This is a genomic window from Deinococcus actinosclerus (genome assembly GCF_001507665.1).
Classification (GTDB): domain Bacteria; phylum Deinococcota; class Deinococci; order Deinococcales; family Deinococcaceae; genus Deinococcus; species Deinococcus actinosclerus.
In genome coordinates this window covers 1,096,549-1,120,139 of record NZ_CP013910.1, presented here as the reverse complement: position 1 = coordinate 1,120,139, position 23,591 = coordinate 1,096,549, and the positions used below count along the sequence as shown (strand labels likewise).

Sequence of the window (23,591 nt, the reverse complement as noted above, 5' to 3'; positions counted from 1 at the left end):
GCAGGCCCACGGTGCGCTACAACGGGGCATGACCTCGCCCGACGCCGTGGCCGCCCTGCTGCACCGACTGGACCTCATCGCCGGCGGCCTGGCCGCGTCCGGACGGGCGCTGGCGCTGCTCGGGCTGGGCTCGGTGGGGGCGGAACTGGACCGGATGGATCAGTTCTCGGACCTGGATTTCTTCGTGGTGGCCCGGGACGGTCAGGTGCGGGCGCTCCTGGAGGACCTGGGCTGGCTGGGGGACGGGCTGGTCCAGGCGTTCCGGAACACGCCGGACGGGTTCAAGGTGCTGTTCGAGGGTGGCGTGTACGGCGAGTTCGCGGTGTTCGACGAGGCGGCGCTGCGGGGGGCGTCGTTCGTGAACGCGCGGGTGGTCTGGCTGGCGCCGGACGCCCCGCGCGACCTTCCGCTGCGCCGGCGGCCGGCGGCGACAGCCACGGCCCGGCTGGACGCGGCGGCGCGGACGCATCATCTGGGCGAGGCGCTGACGAACCTGCTCGTGGGCGTGCGGCGCTTCCGGCGCGGGGAGCGGCTCTCGGCGTGGCAGTTCACGCAGGTGTACGCGCTGGGGCACGCGCTGGCGCTGGCGGCCGACGCGACCCCGCCCGCGCCGGGCTGGGCGGACGCGTTCGGATTGGAACGCCGCTTCGAGGCGCGCTACCCGGGTCTCGCGGCGCACCTGGGCGCGTGCCTGCCCGGTCTGGACGGCACGCCCGGCGCCGCGCTGGGCCTGCTGAATCTGCTGGAGGAGCTGCGCCTCCCGGAGTGGGCCGGCGCCCTCCCCCTGGCCGGGCAGGTGCGGCGGGAGGCCGGCGCGGCCCTGGCAGGGCCGGCGGCGCTGGACGCGCGTGGTAGGCTCCCCGGTTGAGATGTCGAGACTGAGTGCGTTCCGGGCGGTGCGGCCATGATGGTCGTCACGGCGCTGCTGTCGTGGTTCCTGGTGGGGCTGTTCATCCGTGCCAGCAAGGCGCGGGGCTGGGGGCAGCCGATCCGCAAGGACGGCCCCGCGCACCAGCAGAAGGAAGGCACGCCCACGGCGGGCGGGGTGCCGTTCGTGCTGGCGATGACGGCCGTGTTCTTCCCGCTGTACTTCACCGGGCACGCGGGCGGCCCCCGGGAACTGCTCATCATGCTCGCGGCGCTGGCGATGGGCGTGATCGGCGGGGTGGACGACCTGCTCAAGGTCCGCTCGCGCATGGTGGGTGGCAAGAAGGAACTGCTGGCCCGCGAGAAGTTCCCGCTGCAGTTCATCGTGGGGCTGGTCTTCGCGTACTTCGCCGCGCCGCTCGCCTCGCACGAACTGGTGCCCGGGCTGGGGCCGGTGGGGGACGTGATCCTGCTCACGCTGGTCATGGTGGGCAGCGTGAACGCCTTCAACTTCACCGACGGCCTGGACGGCCTGCTGGGCGGCGTGGCGATCATCGTGCTGCTGCCGCTGCTGGCGCTGTCCCCGGTCAGTGCGCTGCTGGTCGCGGCGCTGCTGGGCTTCCTGTGGTTCAACGCGCACCCGGCGCGGGTGTTCATGGGGGACATGGGCAGCCACGCGATCGGGGCGGTCGCGGCGGGCGCGTACGTGCTGTACGCGGACGTGTGGCTGCTGCCGGTCGCGGCGATCATCCCGGTGGTGGCGGTCCTCAGCGTGGTCATTCAGGTGGCGTCGTTCCGGCTGCGCGGCAAGCGGGTGTTCAAGATGTCCCCGATCCAGCACCACTTCGAGCATCCCGACGTGGGCTGGCCCGAGACGCACGTCACGGTGCGCTTCTGGATGGTCACGGCGGTCGCGACGGCGCTGGTGTGGTGGCTGCTCGGCGGGCGGCCGTAGGACCGGCAGCGGGGCGCCGAGATCGGGCGGGGCGAGGGGACGACCTCTCCCCCGCCCGCGCCCGTTTCAGGAGTGAGGCCGCTAGACTCGGGTGTGACCGAGTACCACCCCCTGCACCTGCCTGACCTGACTCGCCTGTTTGCGGCGCGCGCCGCGCTGCCCGCGTCGGGCACGACCGTGTACCGCGCCGCGCACCTGACCGAGACGGGCGGGCAGTTCACGCTGGACGTCGCCGGGGACGCCGGGGTGCTCAGCCTGTACGTGCCGCTGAGCCCGCCGGACGAGGCGGCGCTGGCGGCGGCCTGCGGCGAGGCGGCGGGGCTGGCCGGGGTGTACCTGAAGCGGCGGCCCGTGGAGGCCCGGCACGCGGCGAACGTGGCCCGCGAGGACCTGTCCCCCCCGGACCCGGTGTGGGGCGAGGCGCGGCCCGAGCTGACGGCGCTGGAGGCCGGGGTGCCGCTCCTGATCCGCCCCGGGGCGGACCTGAGCATCGGGGTGTTCACGGACGCCCGCCCGGCGCGGGCCTGGGTGCGCGCGAACGCGGGGGGGCGGCGGGTGCTGAACACCTTCGCGTACACCTGCGGCTTCGGCCTGAGCGCGGCGCTGGGCGGGGCGGCGGCCGTGAAGAACGTGGACCTGTCGCGCAAGGTGCTGGCGTGGGGTCAGGAGAACTACGCCCTGAGTGGCCTGGGCGCCCCGGACACGGATTTCCTGTTCGGGGACGTGTTCGAGTGGCTCGCGCGGCTGGAGCGCCGGGGGGACACGTTCGATCTGGTGGTGCTCGACCCACCCAGTTTCGCGCGCGGCAAGGCCGGTGTGTGGCGCTCGGAGCGGGACTACGCGCGGCTGATGGCGCAGGCGGCGCGGGTCACGGCGCCGGGCGGACAGGTGCTCGCCCTGCTGAACCACGCAGGCGTGAACGGCGCGACGTTCGGGCGCATGGCGGCGGCGGGCCTGGACGCGGCCGGGCGGCGCGGCGCGGCGCAGACTCGCTTTGGCGCGGGCGAGGACTACCCGGGCGCGCGGCACCTCAAGGTGCACGCCTGGCAGCTGGACTGACGTGGGGCGCCCAGCAGGAGGGCGGGGGCCTTGTGCCTCACCTCACTTCGTTTTCTAAAGCGGGCGCTATGCTGGGTGCATGACGCAAGCCGCTCAGAACGAAGCGCAGGTGCTCGTGCCCCTGACCACCCCCGAGGAAGTGGATCAGTTCCTCAGCGAGTACCCGCTGGCCGCCGTGTTCAAGGCCGGGACCTGCCACAAGACCATGCAGGGTTTCGGGGTGCTGGAAACCTTCCTGCAGCGCCACGACCTGCCCGTGGGCTTCATCCGCGTGGTGGACTGGCGCCCCGCAAGCAACCACGTCGCGCAGCTCACCGGCATCCAGCACCACAGCCCGCAGCTGATCCTGTTCCGCGACGGAGAGCCGCAGTTCGAGGTGAACAACTGGGACATCACCCCGCAGGCGCTGGCCCCGGTGTTCGAGGCCCAGGTGCCGGTCCGTGAGGGCGTGGCGAACGTCGCCACCGACGACAACGTGGAACCCTACCGCCGCCTGATGCGCGCCTACCTTGACGGGCAGCTGAGCGACTGGGCCTTCCAGGACCAGTACGTCAACATGTTCCGCGACGACGCCAGCCTGCGCAGCCAGCGTGAATTCGAGCTGCTCTCGCGCCTGTTCGGCGATCCCGACGCGTACCACGGCGGGCTGCACCAGCTGGGCGCTCCCCAGGGCCGCGGGGACCTGAAAGCCCGCGTGCAGGACCTGCTGACCGAACTGAACTGATCTGCCGCTCCCGGAGGCCCGCTGCTCATCCAGCGGGCCTCCGTCCTGCTGCGTCCTCCCACGCTGACCTCGGCGGGCCCCGGCGCCGCCGTCGCACCGCGTACCCGGCGCGACCCTCAAGTGAGGTTTTTTACAGCTGTAAGCGGCACGTAAGACGCCAGCGGGTGTCATGATGGGGTATCCCTAAAGGAGTCCAGCCAGAACTCGGATCGCCACCTCGTCCTGACCTCACCCGGAAGTCGCATGCCTGATTCAACTGTCCCGACCGCGCCCCCGAAACTGACGCATCCTGTCCCCATCCCGCAGGACGCCGCCGTCTACAGCGCCCTGAGCACCGATCATTACCCCTGGACGGAAGTCACCGCCGACCTCGCCCTCCGGCAGGGCCAGGGCTTCACCGGCGCCTTCGACGCCTGGCAGGGACCACGCTGGGCGCGCTTCCTGTGGCATCAGGGCAGCCTGCTCGGCGGCTACACGCACGCCGGTCAGGCCGTGAACTGGGCCACGGTCATGCAGGGCCTGCCCCGCGCGCGCGTCAGCCTCACGGAGCTCTCGGCCCGCATGGTCGACCTGCTCTGGACGACCCGCGACGTGGACGGCCGCCCCGCACCGGCCGCGTGGCCCGCCGCGCGCCCGGTGCTCGAGGCCCAGCACTACCACGGCCTGATGCTCAGCGGCGCGGCCTGCAGTTACTGGCTGGCCGGGCGGCACGTGTCCGGCGACCTCCCCGCCGAGGGCGCGGGCGCATGGCTGTTCGCCCCGAATTCGGAAGCGAACCGCGCCGGGCTGCTCCGGTTCTGGCAGGACCTGCTGGCCGCCACGCACGGCGCGCACCCGCTGGACGCCACGTGGCAGGAGGTCACGGTCCGTCTGGCCGAACAGCACCCCTGCCTGGACCCCTTCGCGCAGGACGTGACCCTGCAGGGCGGGCACCTGACCGTGCAGGACGACGTGCCCGTGGAGGAATTCCGCCCCGCGCTGAGCGCCGCGCTGCGTGGCGTGCTCGCGCGGCTGGGCGTGCGGCTGGTGGACCTGCCGATCACGAACCTGCGTGACCGGCCCGAGTGGGCCGCGGCCGGCCTGGAGACCCCGTGAGCGCACCGGTCTGGCCGGACGGACTGCAGGACGGCACCCCGCTGCCCTTCAGCGTGTGGCGCGTCATGCACCACGTGGACGGCCAGCGCGACATCTCCGAGGTGGCCCGGCTGGCCGGCATGACCGTCCCGGACGTCCAGGAACGCCTGAACGCCGCCGCCGCGTGGATCGCGCGCGCCACGCAGCGCGACCTGCCCATCAGCGACGACCTGGCTGAGCGCATCAGCCAGTGCCTGACGGGCGTGGTGGGCCCCATGGCGGCCGTCATGGTCGACGAGGTCCTCGACGACCTGGGTGACCACGCCACCCTGAACGCCACCCTGTCGGCCCTGGCCCGTCAGCTGACCCCTGAACGCGTGCAGCTGTTCGCCCGGCTGCTGCGCGAGCGGGGCGTGACGTGAGCCGCGCCCCCGCTGTCCGCCCGCCTCTTCCTGCCCCCTCACAGTCCCTGGACGCACTGACCCCTGGAGCACAGCCATGAAGTACACGGTTCTCATTCGACAGCCCGTCAACCCCGAACGCAAAGCGGAACTGGAGCAGCAGCTGCGTGACCGGTTCGGCCTGACCGGCGAGCAGGCGCAGCGCCTCAGCGACCGCCGCACCGGCCGCCTGATGAAACCCACCGGCCGGGCGCGGGCCGAACTGCTGCTGGGCCTGTTCCAGTCGGTCGGGGCCGACGTGCTCCTGGAAGAGGTACGCGAGGAAACCAGCGTGATCAGCGAGCCCTTCCAGGGCCTGGGGCCCACCCGACCGGCCCCGCAGAGCGGGCTGGACGACGCGCCCCTGGCGCCCAGTCAGACGGACGCGCCCATGTCGGTCTCGGGCATCTGGCCGGACGTCGATCTGGGCAGCGCGCTGCCCGATCCGTTCGCCGCGCCGCCCTCCAGCTCGCTGCCGGGCGAGTTCATGCCCCCGGCCTGGGGCGGCGCGCCGCCCCCCACGGCGAGCGGCACCCCCTCGCCGTTCGCCGCGGAGACCGCCACGGCCCTGATGCCCCCACCGGAACCGGCCGACCCCTTCGCCGCGGCCTTCGGGGCGCCGCTGGTCACGCCGGACAAACCGGCCGAGCAGGCGGACGTCTGGTCCGACTTCACCGGCGCCCTGACCCTGACCGACGCCACGCCCGCCCCCACCACCCCGGAGGTCGCCGCCGTGCCCAGCAGCGCCGGCCTGGGCCCGATCGTGTCGCCCCTGCCCGATACGGACACGCAGCCCAAGCTGCGCCGCAGCAGCCTGCGCAACCGCATGACCGTCGGCGCCCTGGTGCCGCTGGGCGTCTCCAGCCTGCTCACGCTGGGCGTGCTGGCCCTGACCCTGCCGAACCTGCAACAGAATCTGGTGCAGCGCAACGCGCAGGCGGTGGCGGTGGCCGTCGCCAGCAACATTGACCCGACGCGCGGGAGCCAGAGCATCGACCCGCAGCTGCAGGCCCTCGTGAACAACTCCAGCGTGGGCTTCGTGCAGGTGGAACTCCGCGACGGCTCCCGTTACTTCTCCAGCCAGACGCCCAAGGTGGGCGACCTGCTGAACGCGCAGGTCAGCAACTGGCTGGTTGAGAACCCCAACAGCGCGGTGTTCAGGGACAGCATCTCGCCCGCCAAGCTGTACCGCGATCAGGCCACCGAGATGCGCACCATGGGCGGCACCGCCAACGACGTGGACAAGCTGGAGAAGCTGGCCGCCGATCCCAGCAACCAGGCCGTCACGAACGTGAACTACATCGTCCAGCAGATCACGGTGATGAGCAAGGACGGCCGGCGCGTCGTGAGCAGCGAGCGGGCCAGCGAGGCCGACGCGGACAACGTCCTGTACACCGTCGCGGTGGGCGTGGAGAACGGGCAGCCGCAGGCGGCGCTGCGACGCACGCTGTTCCTGGTGATGTTCGTGTCGCTGCTGGCACTGGCCATCGCGGCCTATCTGGCCCTGCGCGCCGCGCGCGCGGTCGTGCAGCCCATCGAGGAACTCGTGCGCGTGGCCGACGCCATCAGCATGGGTGACCTGAGCCGCCCGGTGCGCGCCGAGCGCAACGACGAGATCGGTGACCTCGCGCAGGCCCTGGAGCGCATGCGCCTGAGCCTGGATTCCGCGATGGAGCGCCTGCGCCGTCGCCGCCGTACCAACTGAGGCAGCCCCAAGGAGGTCGCCCCCCGCATGCAGCGCGGGGGGCGACCTCCTTGGGATTCAGGGCCGCTCGATCAGCGGGCTTCCATGCTGCGCTTCATGTCGCGGATCTGGTCGTGGCTGGCCTTGACCTTGGCGTACTGACCCTCGACGAAGCTGCGCACGTCGGCGGGCAGCCCCTCGGCCTTCAGCACGTCCTGGTAGTTCTCGACAGCCACGTCCTCGCCGCGCTCGGCCTCGGCGACGACAGCCGTGTCATCACGGCCGGTCAGGGCGTCACGGACGTTCAGCCAGGTGCGGTGCAGCGCGGCGCCGACACTGCCGCCCTCGCGGGGCTTGTCGCCCAGGCGGCCAATGTGGGCCTCGACTTCACTGGCAAGCTGGGCACGCTGGGCGCTGCGCTCGGAGAAGAGGCTCTTGAGGCTGGGATCGGTGGCGTGCTCGGCAGCGTCAGCGAATCCCTTCTGGCCGTCGCGCAGGGTACCGAGGAGGTACTGCAGTTTGTCGAGGACGTTCTCGTTGCTCATGGTCATGGTGGTGCCTCCTGTGGACCCACGGGGTGCCGGCAGGACGCCGGGGGACCGTCTCGTGGGGTGAACGCCGTCAGGTTAGAAGAGGCAGACAGGCGGCACCTGATAGCAGGGCCAAGGCGGCATTCACGCAGGGTTGGGCTGCCCTTGCGGGAGTTCACATGCGGGCCGCGCGGCCCTGGTCAGCGCGGGCCCGCTGTGGTGCACTGGGCCGGATGACGCCCTGGGTACTGCGGATGCAATGGCTGGACCTCTGTTTCATGCACTGGCCGGTGCCGCCGGCGCTGGTGCAGGCCACGCTGCCCCCCGGGGTGGAGGTCGACACCCGTGACGGGCAGGCGTACGTGGGGGTCGTGCCCTTCCGGATGGCGGACGTGGCCCCCCGGCTGGTGCCTGCCGTGCCGGGCCTGAGTGCCTTTCCGGAGCTGAACCTGCGCACCTATGTCCGCGTGAACGGGGAAAGCGGCGTGTGGTTCTACTCGCTGGACGTGACTCAGCCGCTGGCGGCGGCGCTGGCCCGCACGTTCTTCCACCTGCCCTACCGGCAGGCGCGCATGTGGGTGGACCGGCAGGGGGGCGTGACGCGCTACGCCAGCGTCCGCACCGACCTGCGCACCGGGCCCGGCGCGTTCGCGGGCGCGTACCGCCCGGTCGGGCCGCCCCTCTCCCCCGCCCCGGACAGCCTGGAAGCGTGGCTCACGGATCGCCTGCGGCTGTTCAGCGCCGATCCGGCCGGCCGGGTGTACCGGGGACAGATCCACCACCGGCCGTGGCCGCTGCGGCGCGCGCAGGCCGAGATCCGCGTGAACACCCTGGGCGCCGCCCAGCACTTTGACCTGAGCGGAGCGCCGCACCTGCTGCACGCCGGGCGGCTGGACGTGACCGCCTGGTGGCTGGAGCGCGTGCGCTGACCGACTCAGGTCAGGTGCAGCGCGAAGGGCTCGCGCAGGCCGTCCTCGGCGGCGGCGCGGGCCACCTGCGGGGCGTAGCTCAGGGCCAGCACGGCGCGGTAGGTGCGCTGCGCGAGCTCCCGGTCTCCCAGCGCGTCGCGCACCTGACCCAGCCGGGCCAGCACCAGACCGGCGAGGCTGCGGGGCTGGCCGTCGGCCAGGGCGTGCGCGGCGCGTTCCAGCCGCCCGCGCGCGCCGGGCAGGTCACCCACCGCGAGGTGAATGTTGGCGGCGGCGGCGTCCAGTTCCGCGCGGGGCGTGACCCGGTCGCCTGCCTCGCGGTCCAGCGCGGCGAGCAGCGCGTTCAGGTCGTCCTCGTCGCGCAGCTGCCACGCCCGGTCAGCCAGGGCGCGCAGGCGGCTCGCCTCGCCCGGCTGGAAGCCGGTGAGGTCGGGCAGGGCCGCGCCGGGCAGGCGCTCCAGCAGCGCGGGCAGGTCATCCAGCGGGACCAGCGTCACGCCGCTCTGCCCGTCCAGACTCGCGGCAAGGTCGTCCAGGCGGCGCTGACGCCAGCGGGTGCCGGGGCCCTCGTCCAGCGCGGCGCGGACCTCCGCGCGGGTGGCCTCCACCTCGGCCAGGAACGCTCGGGACAGCAGCCGGGCCGGGTCGAGCGGCGCGGTGACGAGGGCGGCCAGCGCCTGTTCCGCCGCCTGCGCCCGGCGCAGCCGCTCGCGGCCCTGCGGGTACTGATTCAGGAAGCCCAGCAGCTGCTCATGCTCGGCGTCCGCCCAGGCCCAGTCGGGCAGCGGGAGGTCGTCCAGGGTGATCCCGGCGGCGGGCAGGGCGTCCCGCAGCGGGTGGTCCGCGTCCGCGCCGGACGCCCAGCGCACCTCACGGGCCCCCAGGTGCGCGAGAAGTTCCGTGACGGTGGCCGCGTTGACCTGCGGGTGCAGCCGCAGCAGGTCGCCCAGGTCCGGCAGGAGGAGCAGCGGGGCCGGGCGCGGGCCGGGCGTGGATTGAGGCATGCGCGCAGTCTAGAGCAGCAGGTCAGGGCGCGGAGGGGAGGACCCCCGGTCGTATCCGGCGGCCCTCCAGGGACAGAGGCGGGTTACGCGCTGGCGCCGTTGCGTTTGCGTCCGCCCACGCGGATCACGTCCTGCACGCCCTTCACCGTGAGAATCGCGCGGCGGATGCCCTCCAGGTCGCCGTGCCCGGCGACGTTCAGGCGCAGGTGGATCACGGCGATCTCCTCCTGGCCCACCACGGCCTCCACCTTGGTGGGGCTGCGTTTCTCGCGCGCCAGGATGCCCAGCACGTCCGCGAGCAGCCCGGCGCGGTCGGGCGCGATGACGTCCACGTCCACCAGGACGCTGCCCGGCGTGCCGGCCTCCCACGAGGCGGCCACGCAGCGTTCCGGCTCGTCCTTCAGCAGGCGGATCATGTTCGGGCAGTCGATGCGGTGCACGCTCACACCGCGCCCGCGCGTCAGGTAGCCCATGACCTGATCGCCCCGGATGGGCGTGCAGCATTGGCTGAGCTTGGTGTTCGTGCTGAAGCCCTCCACGTACACGCCGCCCGGTTCGGGCGCCCTGGGGACGGGCGCGCGGCGGCTGGGGCCGGACGCCTGTTCCTGCGCCAGTTGCGGGGACAGGACCTTGCCCACGGCGCTGGGCGTGAGTTTCCCGGCGTGCAGCGCCAGATACAGGTCGTCCGGGTTGCGCGAGCCCATGAGTTTCTGCGCGGCGTCCTCCAGCAGCTTGGTGCGCATGAGCTGCCGCACGGCCAGCTGCCGCTTGCGCAGGTAGCGTTCGAGCAGGTCGTGCCCGTGCTGGAGGGCCTCGCTGCGTTCCTGCGCGCGGAAGTGGTGGCGGATCTTGCTGCGCGCCGAGCGGGTCACCGTGAAGTTCAGCCAGTCCTTGCTGGGGTGGCCGTTCTTGCTGGTGACGATCTCGACCATGTCGCCGTTGCCCAGCCGGTGCGACAGCGGCACGATGGAGCCGTTCACGCGCGCGCCCACGGTCGTCTCGCCGATGCGGGTGTGGATGTGGTACGCGAAGTCCACCGGGGTACTCCCCGCCGGGAGGCTGATCGCGAGGCCCTTGGGCGTGAAGACCCGCACCCGCTGCGACAGGATGTCCACCTTCACGGCGTCCATGTAGTCCGAGGCGTCGTTGATCTCGTTCTGGAGTTCGCGCAGCTGCGCGATCCAGTTCTCGCGGTCGCGCTGCGCGAGCTGGCTGCCCTGCTTGTACATCCAGTGCGCGGCGACGCCGTACTCCGCGACCTCGTGCATGCGCCGGGAGCGGATCTGCACCTCAATGGGCTGCCCGCTGGGGCTGATCACGGTCGTGTGCAGCGACTGGTACCCGTTGGGTTTGGGCACCGCGATGTAGTCCTTGAAGCGGCCCGGCAGCGGCGTCCAGACGCTGTGCACGATGCTGACCGTGTGGTAGCAGATGCGTTTCTCGCGGGTCTCCTCGGCCCGTTCGCGGCGTTTCTCGTCCGTGCCGGGCGGCACCACGAGGTCACGCGGCGTGAGGATCACGCGGATGGCGAGCAGGTCGAAGATCTGCTCCAGGCCTTTGCCCTCGCGCTGCATCTTGTTGTGGATGCTCCACAGGTGCTTGCTGCGCCCCGCGATGTCGATGTCCGACACCCACTCCGGCAGCTCCAGATCGTCGGTCAGGGAGTCCTGGAGCTGCTGCACGGCGTTCTCGATCAGTGTCTGGCGCTCCTCCTGGCGGGTGCGCAGCCGCGACTGGAGGTACGCGTACTCATCGGGGTAGAGGTACTGGAAGCTCAGGTCCTCGAGTTCCCACTTGATCTGCCCGATCCCCAGGCGGTGCGCGAGCGGCGCGAAGATGTCCATGGTCTCGCGCGCGATCCGCTGCTGCTTCTCGGGCTTCATGGAGCCCAGCGTGCGCATGTTGTGCAGCCGGTCGGCGAGCTTGACCACGATGATGCGGATGTCGCTCGTCATGGCGATCAGCATCTGGCGGAGGTTCTCGGCCTGTACGTCCCGGCCGGACTCGCGCACCTCGGCCGCCTGCGAGCCCTGCTTGCTGAGCTTGCTGACCTTCGTCTCGCCTTCCACGATGCGGCGCACGTCGGGGCCGAAATCCCGCTCGACGAGTTCGAAGGTGACGCCGTCCACGTCCTCGACGGTGTCGTGGAGCAGCCCGGCCATCAGGCTGTCGGTGTCCATGCCCAGCCGCGCCAGGATGACCGCCACCGCCACCGGGTGGGTGATGTACGGTTCGCCGCTCTTGCGGTTGACGCCCGCGTGGGCGTCGCGGGCGAACACGAAGGCCGCCTCCACCCGCTCCCGGTCTGCCTCGGGGCGGGACGCGATCAGCGCCCTGAGTTCTCCCATTCCATAGTCGCTGTCCGCTGCGCCTGCCTGCACGCCCCGCAGCATAGCGTCCCCCGCCCACCCGAATCTGACGCGGCCCGGACCTGTCCACGCCGACTGCGGGCCAGCAGAACGCCCACCACGCGGGTGGGCGGGAAAGTCACGTCAGGAAGAAGAACAGGGAGAACGCTGGATGCCCGTCAGCGGCGCTCGCGCACACGCACGGGAACCGGCACCGGCTGAGGTTGAGGGCTGCCGGTCAGCACCTCGCGCAGCCAGTCAACGAATTCGCGCAGGCCTTTCATGCGTTCCAGTGTACTGACCTGCCCCTGACAGAGATGGCACCAACCTTACTATGAGTTCACGTTCGGGCCGCGCAGGACGTCCCCCCGGCGGGTACAGGTCCCTTCACGAACGCTCATACTGACGGTCATGACCACGCCCCGCCCCGTCATCCTGGATCTCGACCCCGGTCACGACGACGCCGTGAACATCCTGCTGGCGCTGGCCAGCCCGGAGCTGCGCGTGCTGGGCCTGACCACCGTATTCGGCAACGTGGGCCTGGAGCGCACCACCCGCAACGCCCTGATCACCCGCCAGATCGCCCGCTCCGACGTGCCGGTCTACGCCGGCGCGGACCGGCCGCTGGTGCAGGAGCGGATCAGCGCCGAGGCGGTGCACGGCGAGAGCGGCCTGGACGGTCCGCACCTGCCGGCGCCCACGCGCGGCACCGAGGACGAGCACGCCGCCGCGTTCATCATCCGCACCGTGCGTGCCCACCCCGGCGAGGTCACGCTGGTGCCCACTGGACCGCTGACGAACGTGGCGCTGGCCTTCCGACTCGCGCCGGACATCATCCCCCTGGTGCGGGAGGTCGTGTGGATGGGGGGCAGCACCGACACCGGCAACTGGACGCCCGCCGCCGAATTCAACGCCCTGGCCGACCCACACGCGGCGCACGTCGTCTTCGGCAGCGGGGTGCCGCTGACCATGATCGGCCTGAACGCCTCCCATCAGGCCATCGCCCACCCCGCCCGCGTGGAGCTGTTCCGCGACCTGGACACCCCCACCGGCGCGTTCGTGGCGGACCTGCTGGCCTTCTTCGCCGAACACCACCTTGAACGCTACGGCTGGGACGGCGGCGCGCTGCACGACCCGCTGACCGTCGCGTACCTGCTGCGCCCCGACCTGTTCACCGTGCAGCCCATGCATGTCCAGATCGACCTGAGCGGCGGCCCCAGCCACGGCCGCACCGTCGCCGACCTCTGGCACGTCACCGGGAACGCCCCCAACGCCCAGGTCATGACCCGGGTGAACGCCGACGGCTTCTTCGAGCTGCTGCGTGACCGCATCGCCACGTACTGATCAGGAGACCGGTCCCGTGAGGGGGAGCGGCGCTGACTGCTCCCCCGACCCAGACTGCTCGGGCGCCTCCCCTGCCCTGCTGACCCAGAAGGCGCTGGGGCAGGGCTACAAGCGGCCGTCAGTGGACGCGCACGCCCCGTGAGAGCGGCTGCTTCTGCACCCACTTCACGAACTTCTGCACCTCCTCGCGCGCCTGGATAGCCTCCACGGTGTTCAGCTCATTCGCCAGCTGCGCGTTGCTGAACGTCTTGGCTAAGAAGCCCTGGCAGGCGGCACACATCTTCACGGTGGGAATCTCACCCAGCTTCACGCCCTGGCGGCGTCCCTGCGACTTGGGCACGAGGTGATGATCCGTCATCTCGCCCTCGCGTCCGCACAGCACGCAGACGTCCAGCGGCTCCGTCTGTGTGTCCTCGATCCAGCTGGCCTGCTCACGTTCCTTCCGACCCATGGCGGCACCATAGCGCGCGGCGTTCACCTCCCGTCCGGCTCCGGTCACCCTTCACGCCGGGGCAGGGCCCGCTCACAGCGGCAGCTCATCCGCTCTTCACCTGCTCCAGCACGTGTTCCCTGATCACCTGCACCGGATGCAGTCGGCGCTGTGGTGCCGCTCAGCTCAGGTGCCTGACGCCCACCAGCCCCAGCGCCCGCCCCCTCAGGCGCTTCAGAGGGTGACCCGGGCCTTGACCGACCATTCACGCGCTTTTGGGGCAATCTTCCGGAAAGCAGTCACTGACCTGAGAACTTTCTAGGATCAGCAGCATGACTCTGAACGCAGATCGTCTGTCCCACCGCCTCTCCTGGCGGGGTGTCTTCGCCGGGATGGTCATGGGCCTCGTGACCACCTTCACCCTGATCGCCCTGGGCACCGTCATCACCGCCCTCACCGGCCTGACCCTCTCCGGCGTCGGCATCGCCGCCGCCATCTGGTCCGGCATCGCCGCCCTGGTCGGCGCATACGTGGCAGGCCTGACCGCCGTGCGCGCCGCCGCGCCCGCCACCCGCAACGACGACGGCATCGCCGCCATGACCCACGACGACGCCACCCTGACCGGTCTGGTCACGGCCGGCATGATCATCCTGCTGAGCACCATCTTCGCCTTCAACAGCGCCAGCCGCCTGCTCGGCAGCGCCACCAGCGCCGCCAGCAACCTCCTGGGGGCCGGCGCGACCGCCACCGCCGCCGCCGGGACCGCCACGGCCCAGAACGGCGGCGTGCAGGACTTCGTGAGCGGCATCAACGAGCAGGACATCGTGAACCTGATCGCCGACAACAACGCCCAGCTGAACGAGCAGCAGGTGCAGGCCACCAGCAACGTCGTGACCGGGATCTTCCGCCGCGCGCAGTACGACCTGGGCCAGCAGGACCTGAGCAACATCACCGACTTCGCCGGGGCGCGCGTGACCGCCATCAAGAACGCCCTGACCGGTGAGCAGTTCGTGACCCGCCTGCAGCGCCAGGGCCTGAGCGAAGCGCAGGCGCAGGAAGTCCGCACGGTCGTGACCGGCGAAGTGGACCGCCTGGAGAAGCAGGCCCAGCAGATCGCCGACGCCACCGAACGCACCGCCCGCACCGCCGCCAGCACCACCGGCTGGGCGTGGCTGCTCGCCGCCGGCCTGACCCTGGGGGCCAGCGTGATGGGCGCCCGCAGCGCCGCCACCACCCGCACCACCACCCGCACCACCACCCGCCGCTAAGCACCGTTCACCCTGAAGGGCCCGTCCAGCTGGACGGGCCCTTTCTGATGCAGCGGCGGCCCGGGAAGCTCTGTTTCAAGGTCCTTCCGGCAGAGCGCGGGCAGACGACATCACATGAGCGGCCCCCACCCAGTCTCCCGGGTGGGGGCCGTTCAGGTCAGGCTCTCAGGCTTACGCCTTGACTTCGTTGCCCTTGGCGAGGATGCCGCGCAGAACGGTCTGGAGGATGCCGCCGTTCTTGTAGTAGTCGATCTCGACAGGGGTGTCGATGCGGCACTGCACGGTGATGGTGCGGCTCTGGCCGTCGGCGGCGGTGATCTTCACGCTGACGTCCTGGCGGGGTTTGAGGTCGCCGGGGAGGATCACGTCGAAGGTCTCGTCGCCCTGGATGCCCAGGCTCTCGGCGGTTTCACCGTTCTTGTACTGCAGGGGCAGGACGCCCATGCCGACGAGGTTGGAGCGGTGGATGCGCTCGAAGCTCTCGGCGATGACAGCCTTCACGCCGAGCAGGAAGGTGCCCTTGGCGGCCCAGTCGCGGCTGCTGCCCATGCCGTAGTCCTTGCCGGCGAAGATGACCAGGGGGATGTTGCTGGCCTTGTAGTTCTGAGAAGCGTCGTAGATGGAGCTGACCTGGCCAGTGGTGTAGTCGGTGGTGAAGCCGCCTTCGGTGCCGGGGGCAAGCTGGTTCTTCAGGCGGATGTTGGCGAACGTGCCGCGCGTCATGATGCGGTCATTGCCGCGGCGGCTGCCGTAGGAGTTGAAGTCCTTCGGCTGGATGCCGCGTTCGGTGAGGAACTTCCCGGCGGGGGTGTCGGCCTTGAAGGACCCGGCGGGGCTGATGTGGTCGGTGGTGACGGAGTCGCCGACCTTCACCAGGGCGCGGGCGCCCTCGATGCTGACGATGTCGCTGGGGCCACCGGCGAGGTTGTCGAAGAAGGGCGGGTTCTGGATGTAGGTGCTGTCTTCCTTCCAGTCGTACAGCGCGCCCTCGGCGACGGGGATGGCGTTCCAGTCCTGATTGCTCTTCTCGATGCCGTCGTAGACCTTCTTGAACATCTCGGCGTTGATGGCCTGGTCCATAACCTGCTGGATTTCGGCGGTGGTGGGCCACACGTCGCGCAGGTACACGCTCTGACCGTCGGGGCCGGTGCCGATGGGGTCGTTCACGATGTCGTTCACGACCGTCCCGGCCAGGGCGTACGCGACGACCAGGGGCGGGGAGGCGAGGTAGTTGGCCTTGATGTGCGGGTTGACGCGGCCTTCGAAGTTGCGGTTGCCGGACAGGACGCTGGCGACGACGAGGTCACCTTCCTGGATGGCTTCCACGACGGGTTCGGGGAGGGGGCCGCTGTTGCCGATGCAGGTCATGCAGCCGTAGCCGACGGTATTGAAGCCGATCTGGTCGAGGTAGCTCTGGAGCCCGGCAGCTTCGAGGTACTCGGTGACCACGCGGCTGCCGGGGGCGAGGCTGGTCTTGACCCAGGGCTTGCTCTTCAGGCCCAGCTGGACGGCTTTCTTGGCGACCAGACCGGCGGCGATGAGCACGCTGGGGTTGCTGGTGTTCGTGCAGCTGGTGATGCTGGCGAGGGTCACGGCGCCGTGGCCGATCTTGATGTCGGTGCCGCCGATGGTGCCCTGCGCGTCCAGCTTGTCAGCGGGCAGTTCGAAGCCGCGGGCCTTGACGGGCGCGGTGAGGGCCTCGTTGAACACGGTGTGCATCCCGGACAGGTCCACGCGGTCCTGGGGCCGCTTGGGACCGGCCAGGCTGGGGACGATGGTGCCGAGGTCGAGTTCGATGGTGTCGGTGAAGACGGGGTCGGCGGTCTCGTCGGTGCGGTACATGCCCTGGGCCTTGTAGTACGCCTCGACCAGTTCGACTTCGGTGTCCAGGCGGCCGGTGCGGCGCAGGTAGCGCAGCGCCTCGTCGTCCACGGGGAAGAAGCCCATGGTCGCGCCGTACTCGGGGCCATGTTGGCGATGGTGGCGCGGTCGGGGAGGGTCATGTTGCTCAGGCCCGCGCCGTAGAACTCGACGAACTTACCGACGACGCCCTTGGCGCGCAGCATCTCGGTGACGCGCAGCGCGAGGTCGGTGGCGGTGGCGCCTTCGGGCATGGCGCCCGTGATCTTGAAGCCGATGACTTCGGGCATCAGCATGTAGATGGGCTGGCCGAGCATGACGGCCTCGGCCTCGATGCCGCCGACGCCCCAGCCGACGATGCCCAGGCCGTTGATCATGGTGGTATGAGAATCCGTGCCGACGAGGCTGTCGGGGTACACGACGACGCCGTCGTCTTCGGGGCGGCTCTGGACGCCCTTGGCGAGGTACTCCAGGTTGACCTGGTGCACGATGCCGCTGGCGGGGGGCACCACGCCGAAGTTGTCGAAGGCCTGCTGGCCCCAGCGCAGGAACTCGTAGCGTTCGCGGTTGCGCTCGAATTCGAGGGCCATGTTGTTGGCCAGCGCGAAGTCGGTGCCGAACTCGTCGACCTGCACGGAGTGGTCGATGACGAGGTCCACGGGGATCAGCGGGTTGATCTTGCTGGGGTCGCCACCGAGTTTGACCATGGCGCTGCGCATGGCGGCGAGGTCCACGACGGCGGGCACGCCGGTGAAGTCCTGGAGGATCACGCGGGCGGGCTTGAAGGGAATCTCGACTTCCTCGTTGACGGGTTTCCACCCGGCGACGGTGGTGACGTCCTCGCGGCGCACGTCGTAGTCGTTCGCTTCGCGCAGGACGCTCTCGAGCAGCACCTTGATGGAGACGGGCAGGCGGCTGATGTCGTGGCCCTGCTCCTGAAGTTTGTTCAGGTTGTAGTAGTAGAGTTTCTGGCCGCTTTGCGTGGTGAGGACGTCGCGCGTCCCGAACAGGTTCATCGCCATGCTTGGTTTCCTCCTTGCCCACAGGGGGCGGTTCTTCCATCATAAATGTTCCATGTGTGAGCGGGCGTTACCGGAATAGGCACGAAAACCGGATATCGTAACCCCCTTAGAGACAACACGGGTGCGGCGGGGACCGGACCCGGCCCATCCGCCACGCTGTCGCGGGGCACTTCTTCACACACGCCGGGTCATTTCCGGCATGATGGCGGCACCGGAGGACTCATGAGCGCCATCTCCCGCCCCACCAGCCGCACCGACACCACCCCACGGGAGGACCTGAGCCGGGACGTCCCTACCCGGCGCGCCGCGCAGCCTCACCCCTCCTGGCAGTTCCAGGATCAGTTCGACCTGTGGATCGCCTGGATGGAACGCGATTCCAGCGGGGTATGGCACGAGGCGCAGCCCGTCACGCACCGCACGTTCCGCACCCGCGAGGACACCCTGAAGCACGCCGAGCGTCTGCTCCAGCGGGGCGAGTTCCCCATGGAGCGCGCCATGCCCGTCACGCTGGTCCGCAACCGCCGCGACGCGCTCCTCTCGGCGTTCCGCGAGGCCGAGGGCGACGGCGTCACCCTGATCCGCGACCTGACCTTCCCGGTCGGCGAGTACGGCCTCATGGTCCGCGTGACCCGCGAGCGGCAGGCGCAGCCCGTACGCGCCGCGTTCGCCAGCGCCGCCAACCCCCTGCGCAGCCTGATCGGGCAGCCCGTGAAACTCACCGTGCTGATCGAGCACCCCTACGACGTCCTGAGCCGCGCGCAGGGCCCGCTGGACGTCAGCGACCGCGCCGCCCGCATCGGGGAGGACACGCAGCTGTTCAGCGCGTCCGCGCAGGTCAGCGGCCTCCCCTACCAGAGCGCCACCGTGACCGTGCCGCGCGGCCTGCTGAAAAAACCCCTGCTGTACCGCTTCGAGCGCCTCCCGGAAGGCGGCGAAGGCTAACAGCGCACCTCGCCCAGCGCGCCCAGGGGCACCTCGCCCCGGTAGAGGACGTGGGGCACGTCCAGCCACAGGATCAGGGGGGCGCCGTCCGGGAGGGCGCGCAGGCGGGCCAGGGTGGCCGCAGGCGCCGCCGAGTGCTCGCGCAGCGTCTGCGGCGTGAACGGCAGCTCGTCCGCCGGGTCGGGAGCGGGCTTCACGCCCCCCGGCCAGGGACGCGCCAGATAGATGCAGGCCCGCGCGGGGTCGAGCTGCGCGGCGTCCAGCGTCCAGTACCGGATGGGGGGAATCACCCGCCCGCTCTGCCGCGCGGCGTCCAGCAGCGGCCCCGGATTCACGGGCGAGAAGAACAGCACGTCGGTCCACCGGCAGTCCAGCCGCCCGACACGCTCCTGCATCAGCGCCTCGCGGCCCACGTACTTGGCCGCCTCGCGGGCGTACACGTCCGGGTACCGCTCCCGCAGGGTGCTCAGGGGCAGCAGGTGGTCGCCGCGCACGTCCCGCACGGCGCGGTGATACAGGGTCAGGCCTTCAGGGATCACGCCCGCAGGATGCCCGGCCTGCCCCCACGCTGCCTACGCCCCAGCCGGCGGATTGAACCGCCCACCCTGGGGCATGTAGGGTCCCATCACCCTCACCGGACGGTCCGGCCTGCCCCGCGCGCCCGTCAGGGGCTCTCCACTCCTGACCGCCCGCAGGCCCAGCACACCGCAGAATGAGCCCATGTCAGGAACCCCGAGGGCAGACCGTCCGGTGCCGTACCCACGCTGGCAGGACGAGGCGTGGTTCGACCTGTACGCCAGCTGGACGTCCCCCTACACGCAGGGCTTCGGGTCGGTGGACCCCCCGGCGTACACGCCGCCGCTGCGCTTCACGACGCTGGCCGGGGCGCTGGCGGCCGCGCCCGACTGGATCGCCACGGAGTCCTTCTGGTTCACCCGCAGTGGCCTGACCGACACGGATCAGACCGACGAGTCCCTGCGGGTTCGGCTCCCGCCGGTCACCCCGGAGCTCCGCAGGGAGTTGCTGCGCCGCTGGCAGGAGGCCGCGCCCGCTCAGTCCTCGGCGTGGTCCGGGTCCGGCAGCGAGGTGGTGTCGGTCGGTCACGAGTTCACGGACGGGTACGTCTGGTATCTCGCACTGCAGCTCACGTTCAGCCGCCAGCCGCCCCTGCTGTCCCTGCCCCTGAGCCATCCGGAGAACGTGCTGAACAGTCTGGTGGGCCTGCCCTGCATGGTCCAGGACAACATGAAGGTCTTTCATGGGGTCCTGCGGTGGGACGGCTCGGAACTGAGGGTCGGGGACTGCCGAGCGGTCCTGCCGGGCGACGCCGAGGTGACGGGCCGCGCGTACCACTCGGCCCGCTGCCGCTACCGCGCCGGGCCGCTGGGCCGGACCCACACCCTGTCCATCCACGCCGGGCCCGGCCCGTCCTGACGGCACGCCCCCGGTGGCGGACGCGGGGCCTCTGTCAGCGTGCGGATTGAAATGCGCCGCCCCCGGCGCGTACACTCCCGGATGCAGTGACCGGGAGGAGTACCCGGGTCAGGCCCCCACAGGAAACCCGCCCCGCGACTGAGAGGGCAGGTGGACCGGCCCCCGGCGAACGTCACCCGCGAGCACGACGGCAGAAACCCCCTCACGCGGGGGGGCGTAGAGCCTCCGGGTGCGCCCGATACAGCGCGCAGCGAGTGCCCCCCATGCAGGCGGGGAAACGCGGTGGTACCACGGGACATCCTCGTCTCGTCCGCATCCGGAAGTTCATCCGGCGGACGGGACGTTTTTCGTTTCCCTCCCCGGTCAGGAGGTGGGAAAAGGATGGTCACGTTCTACGACACGCAACAGCAGGCCCGGCGGGACGCGGCGGCGCGCGCACTGCGGGAGAAGGTCGTGTGCTTTGTTACGCGCGCCGGTTCCGGCGGCCCGGAGCTGCTGGTGTTCGATCACATTCCGGACGGCGGGGCAGGCGTGCAGGTCGTCGCGGGCGGGGTCGAGCCGGGGGAAACCCCGGAGCGGGCCGCCACACGCGAACTGCATGAGGAGTCCGGCCTGACCCATCCCACCTTCCTGACCTCTTACCTGTGGGAGGCGCAGCTGCCGGAGCGGTTCACGCGGCAGGTCTGCCACGCCTACGCCCTGACCGCCCCGGCTGGCACGCCGGACACCTGGGATCACCTCGCCGAGGGCCGGTACACCTTCCGGTTCCGCTGGGCGCCGCTGCACGCGCCCGGCCTGAACTGGGAACTGGACGCCGCCCTCCCCCACCTCAACCAACTGCTGCACAAGGAGCTTCAAGCATGACCGACCCGCATACCCCTGACCAGATCCCCACGCCCGAGAACGACGCGTCCGTCCTCGCCAAGCAGTTCGACCCGAAGGCCGTCGAGCCCGGCTGGGCCGCGAAGTGGCGCAACGAGCCGTTCCGCGCGGACGCGACGAGCGGCAAGGAGCCGTTCACGATCGTGATCCCGCCGCCGAACGTGACGGGGAACCTGCACCTGGGACACGCGCTGGACAACACGCTGATCGACACGCTGATCCGCTACAAGCGCATGGCGGGCTTCGAGGCGCTGTACCTGCCGGGCATGGACCACGCGGGCATCAGCACGCAGGTGGTCGTGGAGCGGCAGCTGCGCGAGCAGGGCGTCAGCCGTCACGACCTGGGCCGCGAGAAGTTCCTGGATCAGGTGTGGGAGTGGAAGGCCGAGTCGGGCGGGATGATCCTGGAGCAGCTGTCGCGCCTGGGCGTCAGTGCCGACTGGACGCGTGAGCGGTTCACGATGGACGAGGGCCTCTCGCGCGCGGTGCGCCACCAGTTCGTGAAGCTGTACCACGAGGGCTTCGCGTACCGGGGCGAACGGATCGTGAACTGGGACCCGGCCAGCCAGACGACCCTGTCGGAACTGGAGATCGACCGCGAGGTCCGCAAGGGTAAGATGTACACCCTGTCGTACAAGCTGCGGGACCCGAACGCGGCGGCCAGCAACGGTGAGGCGGGCGAGATCCGCATCGCGACCGTGCGGCCCGAGACGATCTTCGCGGATCAGGCGATCGCCGTGCACCCCGAGGACCCGCGCTTCGCGCATCTGGTCGGGCAGGAGGCCCGCATTCCCCTGACGGACCGCTTTGTCCCGATCATCGCGGACGAGGCGGTCGAGATGGAGTTCGGGGTGGGCGCGCTGAAGATCACGCCCGCGCACGACCCGACCGACTTCGAGGTGGGCGAGCGGCATGGGTTGAGCCGGCCCAGCGTGATCGACCTGCACGGCAACCTGACCCGTGACGAGCTGGTGCCCGCCGAGTTCCAGGGCCTGGAACGCTTCGCGGCCCGCAAGGCGGTCGTGAAGGCCCTGACCGAGGGCGGCGACCTGCTGGAGGAGAAGGATCACGACACCGCCATCGGCCTGTCGGAACGCACGAAGGTGCCGGTCGAGCCGATCATCAGCGAGCAGTGGTACGTGAAGATGAAACCCTTCGCGGAGCAGGTCCTCGCGGGGCTGGAGCGGGGCGAGATGCAGCTCGTGCCCGAGCGGTACGCGAAGGTGAACCGCGACTGGCTGGAGAACATCCGCGACTGGAACATCAGCCGCCAGCTGTGGTGGGGGCACCAGATTCCCGCGTGGTACGACGAGCAGGGCAACCTGTATGTCCCAGACCCCGAGAACCCCGACCTGGACTGCGATCAGGATCCCCGCTACGCGCACCTGAACCTGCGCCGCGACCCGGACGTGTTCGACACGTGGTTCAGCTCCAACCTGTGGCCGTTTTCCACCCTGGGCTGGCCCGACACGGACAGTGAGGACTTCCGGAAGTTCTACCCCACCCAGGTCCTCGTCACCGGGTACGACATCCTGTTCTTCTGGGTGGCCCGCATGCAGATGGCCGGGTACGGCCTGACCGGTCAGGCCCCCTTCAGCACGGTGATGCTGCACGGCCTGTACCTCGACGCGAAGGGCCAGAAGATGTCCAAGAGCAAGGGCAACGGCATCGACCCGCTGGAACTGTTCGACCAGTACGGCGTGGACGCCAGCCGCTTCGCGTTCAGCTTCCTGTCCACCGGCGGGCAGGACATCAAGCACGACCCCCGGCGCTTCGAGCAGGGCCGCAACTTCGCGAACAAACTGTGGAACGCCGCGCGCTTCGCGATGCTGCGCCTCGGCGAGGCCCTCCCGAACCTCCAGACGAGCGGCAGCGAGGCCGACGAGGCCCTGATCCAGTACGTGCAGGGCGCGCTGGACGACAGCGTGGGCGAGACCCTGCGCAGCCGCGACGCCCTGAGCGCCGTGCGCGCCCGCGCCGACCTGACGCTGGCCGACCGCTGGATCCTGTCGCGCCTGAACGCCGTGACCGCCGAGGCCACCGCGCAGCTCGACGCGTTCGACATCGGCGCGGCGATCCGCACGCTGTACACCTTCACCTGGGACGAATTCTGCGACTGGTACATCGAGGCCGCCAAACCCGCCCTGAGCGAAGGCAAACTGTCCACGCTGGTGACGCTGAAGGCCACGCTGGAACACATTCTGAAGCTGCTGCACCCCTTCATGCCGTTCGTGACGAGCGAACTGTACGGCGCGCTCGGCCACCGCCGCCAGCTGGCCGTGCACTCCTGGCCGGCCGCCGACGCGGCGCTGCACGACGCGGACGCCACCCGCGCCTTCGACGCCCTGCGCGCCGCCGTCGCTGCCGCCCGCAGCCTCAAGAGCGAACTGGGCCTCAGCCCACAGGACCGCCTGAACGTCGCCGTGGAGGGCAACCTCGCCCCCACCGTGCACGAGAACGCCCGCGTGGTCGAGAGCATCGCCCGCGTGAACCTCACGGCCGATCTGGAGGGCCGCACCCTGAGCCTCGTCGAGCAGGGCGTGACCGTCCGCGCGCCGCTGGAAGGCACCGTGGACATTGCCGACTGGATCGGCAAGCAGAAGAAACGCCTCGCGGAGTTCGACAAGCAGATCAAGCAGGCGCAGGGCAAACTGAGCAACGAGGGCTTCGTCGCCCGCGCCCCCGCCGAGGTCATTGAGGAAGAAAAACGCCGCGTGGCCGACTTCGGCGCGCAGCGCGAACGCCTCACGCAGGTCCTCGCGCAGTTCGAGTAAATCGGGACGCAGGAGGCGGGG

At 70.5% G+C, this 23,591-nt stretch carries 19 protein-coding genes and 1 pseudogene; 14 read left to right on the top strand and 6 right to left on the bottom strand.

The genetic code is table 11. The features are described from left to right. Nucleotides 1–28 precede the first annotated feature (28 nt). The 7 genes from AUC44_RS05410 to AUC44_RS05380 all read left to right on the top strand — a co-directional run bounded on the left by AUC44_RS05410 (nucleotide 29) and on the right by AUC44_RS05380 (nucleotide 6,824). Nucleotides 29–868: a hypothetical protein gene (locus tag AUC44_RS05410; RefSeq protein ID WP_062157725.1), complete on the top strand. Its 840-nt coding sequence runs from the start codon at nucleotides 29–31 to the stop codon at nucleotides 866–868. Nucleotides 869–904: 36 nt separating this feature from the next. Next, nucleotides 905–1,822 carry a phospho-N-acetylmuramoyl-pentapeptide-transferase gene (locus AUC44_RS05405; protein WP_062157724.1) on the top strand — a complete coding sequence of 306 codons (918 nt, stop codon included), beginning with the start codon at nucleotides 905–907 and terminating at the stop codon, nucleotides 1,820–1,822. Nucleotides 1,823–1,915: 93 nt separating this feature from the next. Continuing rightward, nucleotides 1,916–2,881 (top strand): class I SAM-dependent methyltransferase, encoded by a 966-nt coding sequence (locus AUC44_RS05400; protein WP_231724543.1) that lies wholly within the window; start codon nucleotides 1,916–1,918, stop codon nucleotides 2,879–2,881. Nucleotides 2,882–2,960: 79 nt separating this feature from the next. Beyond that, the gene (gene abxC / locus AUC44_RS05395; RefSeq protein WP_062157723.1) at nucleotides 2,961–3,605 is read left to right on the top strand and encodes a monothiol bacilliredoxin AbxC; all 645 of its coding nucleotides are present in this window, start codon (nucleotides 2,961–2,963) and stop codon (nucleotides 3,603–3,605) included. A 243-nt stretch (nucleotides 3,606–3,848) separates the two neighbouring features. Further along, nucleotides 3,849–4,700 carry a hypothetical protein gene (locus tag AUC44_RS05390; protein ID WP_062157722.1) on the top strand — a complete coding sequence of 284 codons (852 nt, stop codon included), beginning with the start codon at nucleotides 3,849–3,851 and terminating at the stop codon, nucleotides 4,698–4,700. Continuing rightward, nucleotides 4,697–5,101 (top strand): DUF8082 domain-containing protein, encoded by a 405-nt coding sequence (locus tag AUC44_RS05385; RefSeq protein WP_062159700.1) that lies wholly within the window; start codon nucleotides 4,697–4,699, stop codon nucleotides 5,099–5,101. Before AUC44_RS05390 ends, AUC44_RS05385 begins: the two co-directional genes overlap by 4 nt. 76 nt (nucleotides 5,102–5,177) lie before the next feature. Beyond that, entirely contained in the window at nucleotides 5,178–6,824 is a 1,647-nt protein-coding gene (locus AUC44_RS05380) for a HAMP domain-containing protein (protein ID WP_062157721.1), read from the top strand. Nucleotides 6,825–6,895: 71 nt separating this feature from the next. On the opposite strand, the gene AUC44_RS05375 is transcribed toward AUC44_RS05380, so the two are convergent. Further along, complete coding sequence (locus AUC44_RS05375) at nucleotides 6,896–7,354, bottom strand: PA2169 family four-helix-bundle protein (protein WP_062157720.1); 459 nt, start codon at nucleotides 7,352–7,354, stop codon at nucleotides 6,896–6,898. A gap of 257 nt (nucleotides 7,355–7,611) precedes the next feature. Here AUC44_RS05375 and AUC44_RS05370 point away from each other — a divergent pair, with 257 nt between their 5' ends. Next, nucleotides 7,612–8,262, top strand: coding sequence for a YqjF family protein (locus AUC44_RS05370; RefSeq protein ID WP_231724542.1), 651 nt, complete (start codon nucleotides 7,612–7,614; stop codon nucleotides 8,260–8,262). A 5-nt stretch (nucleotides 8,263–8,267) separates the two neighbouring features. Here the strand turns inward: AUC44_RS05370 and AUC44_RS05365 are convergent, their stop codons facing one another. Further along, the gene (locus AUC44_RS05365; RefSeq protein ID WP_062157719.1) at nucleotides 8,268–9,266 is read right to left on the bottom strand and encodes a hypothetical protein; all 999 of its coding nucleotides are present in this window, start codon (nucleotides 9,264–9,266) and stop codon (nucleotides 8,268–8,270) included. A gap of 83 nt (nucleotides 9,267–9,349) precedes the next feature. Next, nucleotides 9,350–11,614 (bottom strand): RelA/SpoT family protein, encoded by a 2,265-nt coding sequence (locus tag AUC44_RS05360; protein WP_062159698.1) that lies wholly within the window; start codon nucleotides 11,612–11,614, stop codon nucleotides 9,350–9,352. 411 nt (nucleotides 11,615–12,025) lie between these two features. Between AUC44_RS05360 and AUC44_RS05355 the strand changes: the two genes are divergently transcribed. Then, nucleotides 12,026–12,958 carry a nucleoside hydrolase gene (locus tag AUC44_RS05355; protein WP_062157718.1) on the top strand — a complete coding sequence of 311 codons (933 nt, stop codon included), beginning with the start codon at nucleotides 12,026–12,028 and terminating at the stop codon, nucleotides 12,956–12,958. Nucleotides 12,959–13,076: 118 nt separating this feature from the next. Here AUC44_RS05355 and AUC44_RS05350 read toward each other — a convergent pair whose 3' ends face one another. Continuing rightward, nucleotides 13,077–13,409: a hypothetical protein gene (locus AUC44_RS05350; RefSeq protein WP_062157717.1), complete on the bottom strand. Its 333-nt coding sequence runs from the start codon at nucleotides 13,407–13,409 to the stop codon at nucleotides 13,077–13,079. Between the two features lie 311 nt (nucleotides 13,410–13,720). Between AUC44_RS05350 and AUC44_RS05345 the strand changes: the two genes are divergently transcribed. Further along, a complete protein-coding gene (locus AUC44_RS05345) occupies nucleotides 13,721–14,656 on the top strand; it encodes a hypothetical protein (protein ID WP_062157716.1) in 936 nt (311 codons plus the stop codon). A gap of 171 nt (nucleotides 14,657–14,827) precedes the next feature. On the opposite strand, the pseudogene acnA reads toward AUC44_RS05345, so the two are convergent. Continuing rightward, nucleotides 14,828–17,538, bottom strand: a pseudogene (gene acnA, locus AUC44_RS05340) (aconitate hydratase AcnA). 222 nt (nucleotides 17,539–17,760) lie between these two features. On the opposite strand from acnA, the gene AUC44_RS05335 reads away from it, so the two are divergent. Continuing rightward, the gene (locus tag AUC44_RS05335; protein WP_231724541.1) at nucleotides 17,761–18,480 is read left to right on the top strand and encodes a hypothetical protein; all 720 of its coding nucleotides are present in this window, start codon (nucleotides 17,761–17,763) and stop codon (nucleotides 18,478–18,480) included. Here the strand turns inward: AUC44_RS05335 and AUC44_RS05330 are convergent. Next, complete coding sequence (locus AUC44_RS05330; RefSeq protein ID WP_062157715.1) at nucleotides 18,477–19,019, bottom strand: hypothetical protein; 543 nt, start codon at nucleotides 19,017–19,019, stop codon at nucleotides 18,477–18,479. The two genes, AUC44_RS05335 and AUC44_RS05330, sit on opposite strands and share 4 nt — an antisense overlap. A gap of 181 nt (nucleotides 19,020–19,200) precedes the next feature. On the opposite strand from AUC44_RS05330, the gene AUC44_RS05325 reads away from it, so the two are divergent. From AUC44_RS05325 to AUC44_RS05315, 3 genes are all read left to right on the top strand, one after another. After that, entirely contained in the window at nucleotides 19,201–19,914 is a 714-nt protein-coding gene (locus tag AUC44_RS05325; RefSeq protein WP_157445178.1) for a hypothetical protein, read from the top strand. A gap of 381 nt (nucleotides 19,915–20,295) precedes the next feature. Beyond that, on the top strand, nucleotides 20,296–20,778 hold the full coding sequence (locus tag AUC44_RS05320; protein WP_062157713.1) for an NUDIX hydrolase: 483 nt from the start codon (nucleotides 20,296–20,298) through the stop codon (nucleotides 20,776–20,778). Then, nucleotides 20,775–23,570 carry a valine--tRNA ligase gene (locus AUC44_RS05315; protein WP_062157712.1) on the top strand — a complete coding sequence of 932 codons (2,796 nt, stop codon included), beginning with the start codon at nucleotides 20,775–20,777 and terminating at the stop codon, nucleotides 23,568–23,570. The genes AUC44_RS05320 and AUC44_RS05315 overlap by 4 nt, the downstream gene beginning before the upstream one ends. Nucleotides 23,571–23,591: the final 21 nt, after the last annotated feature.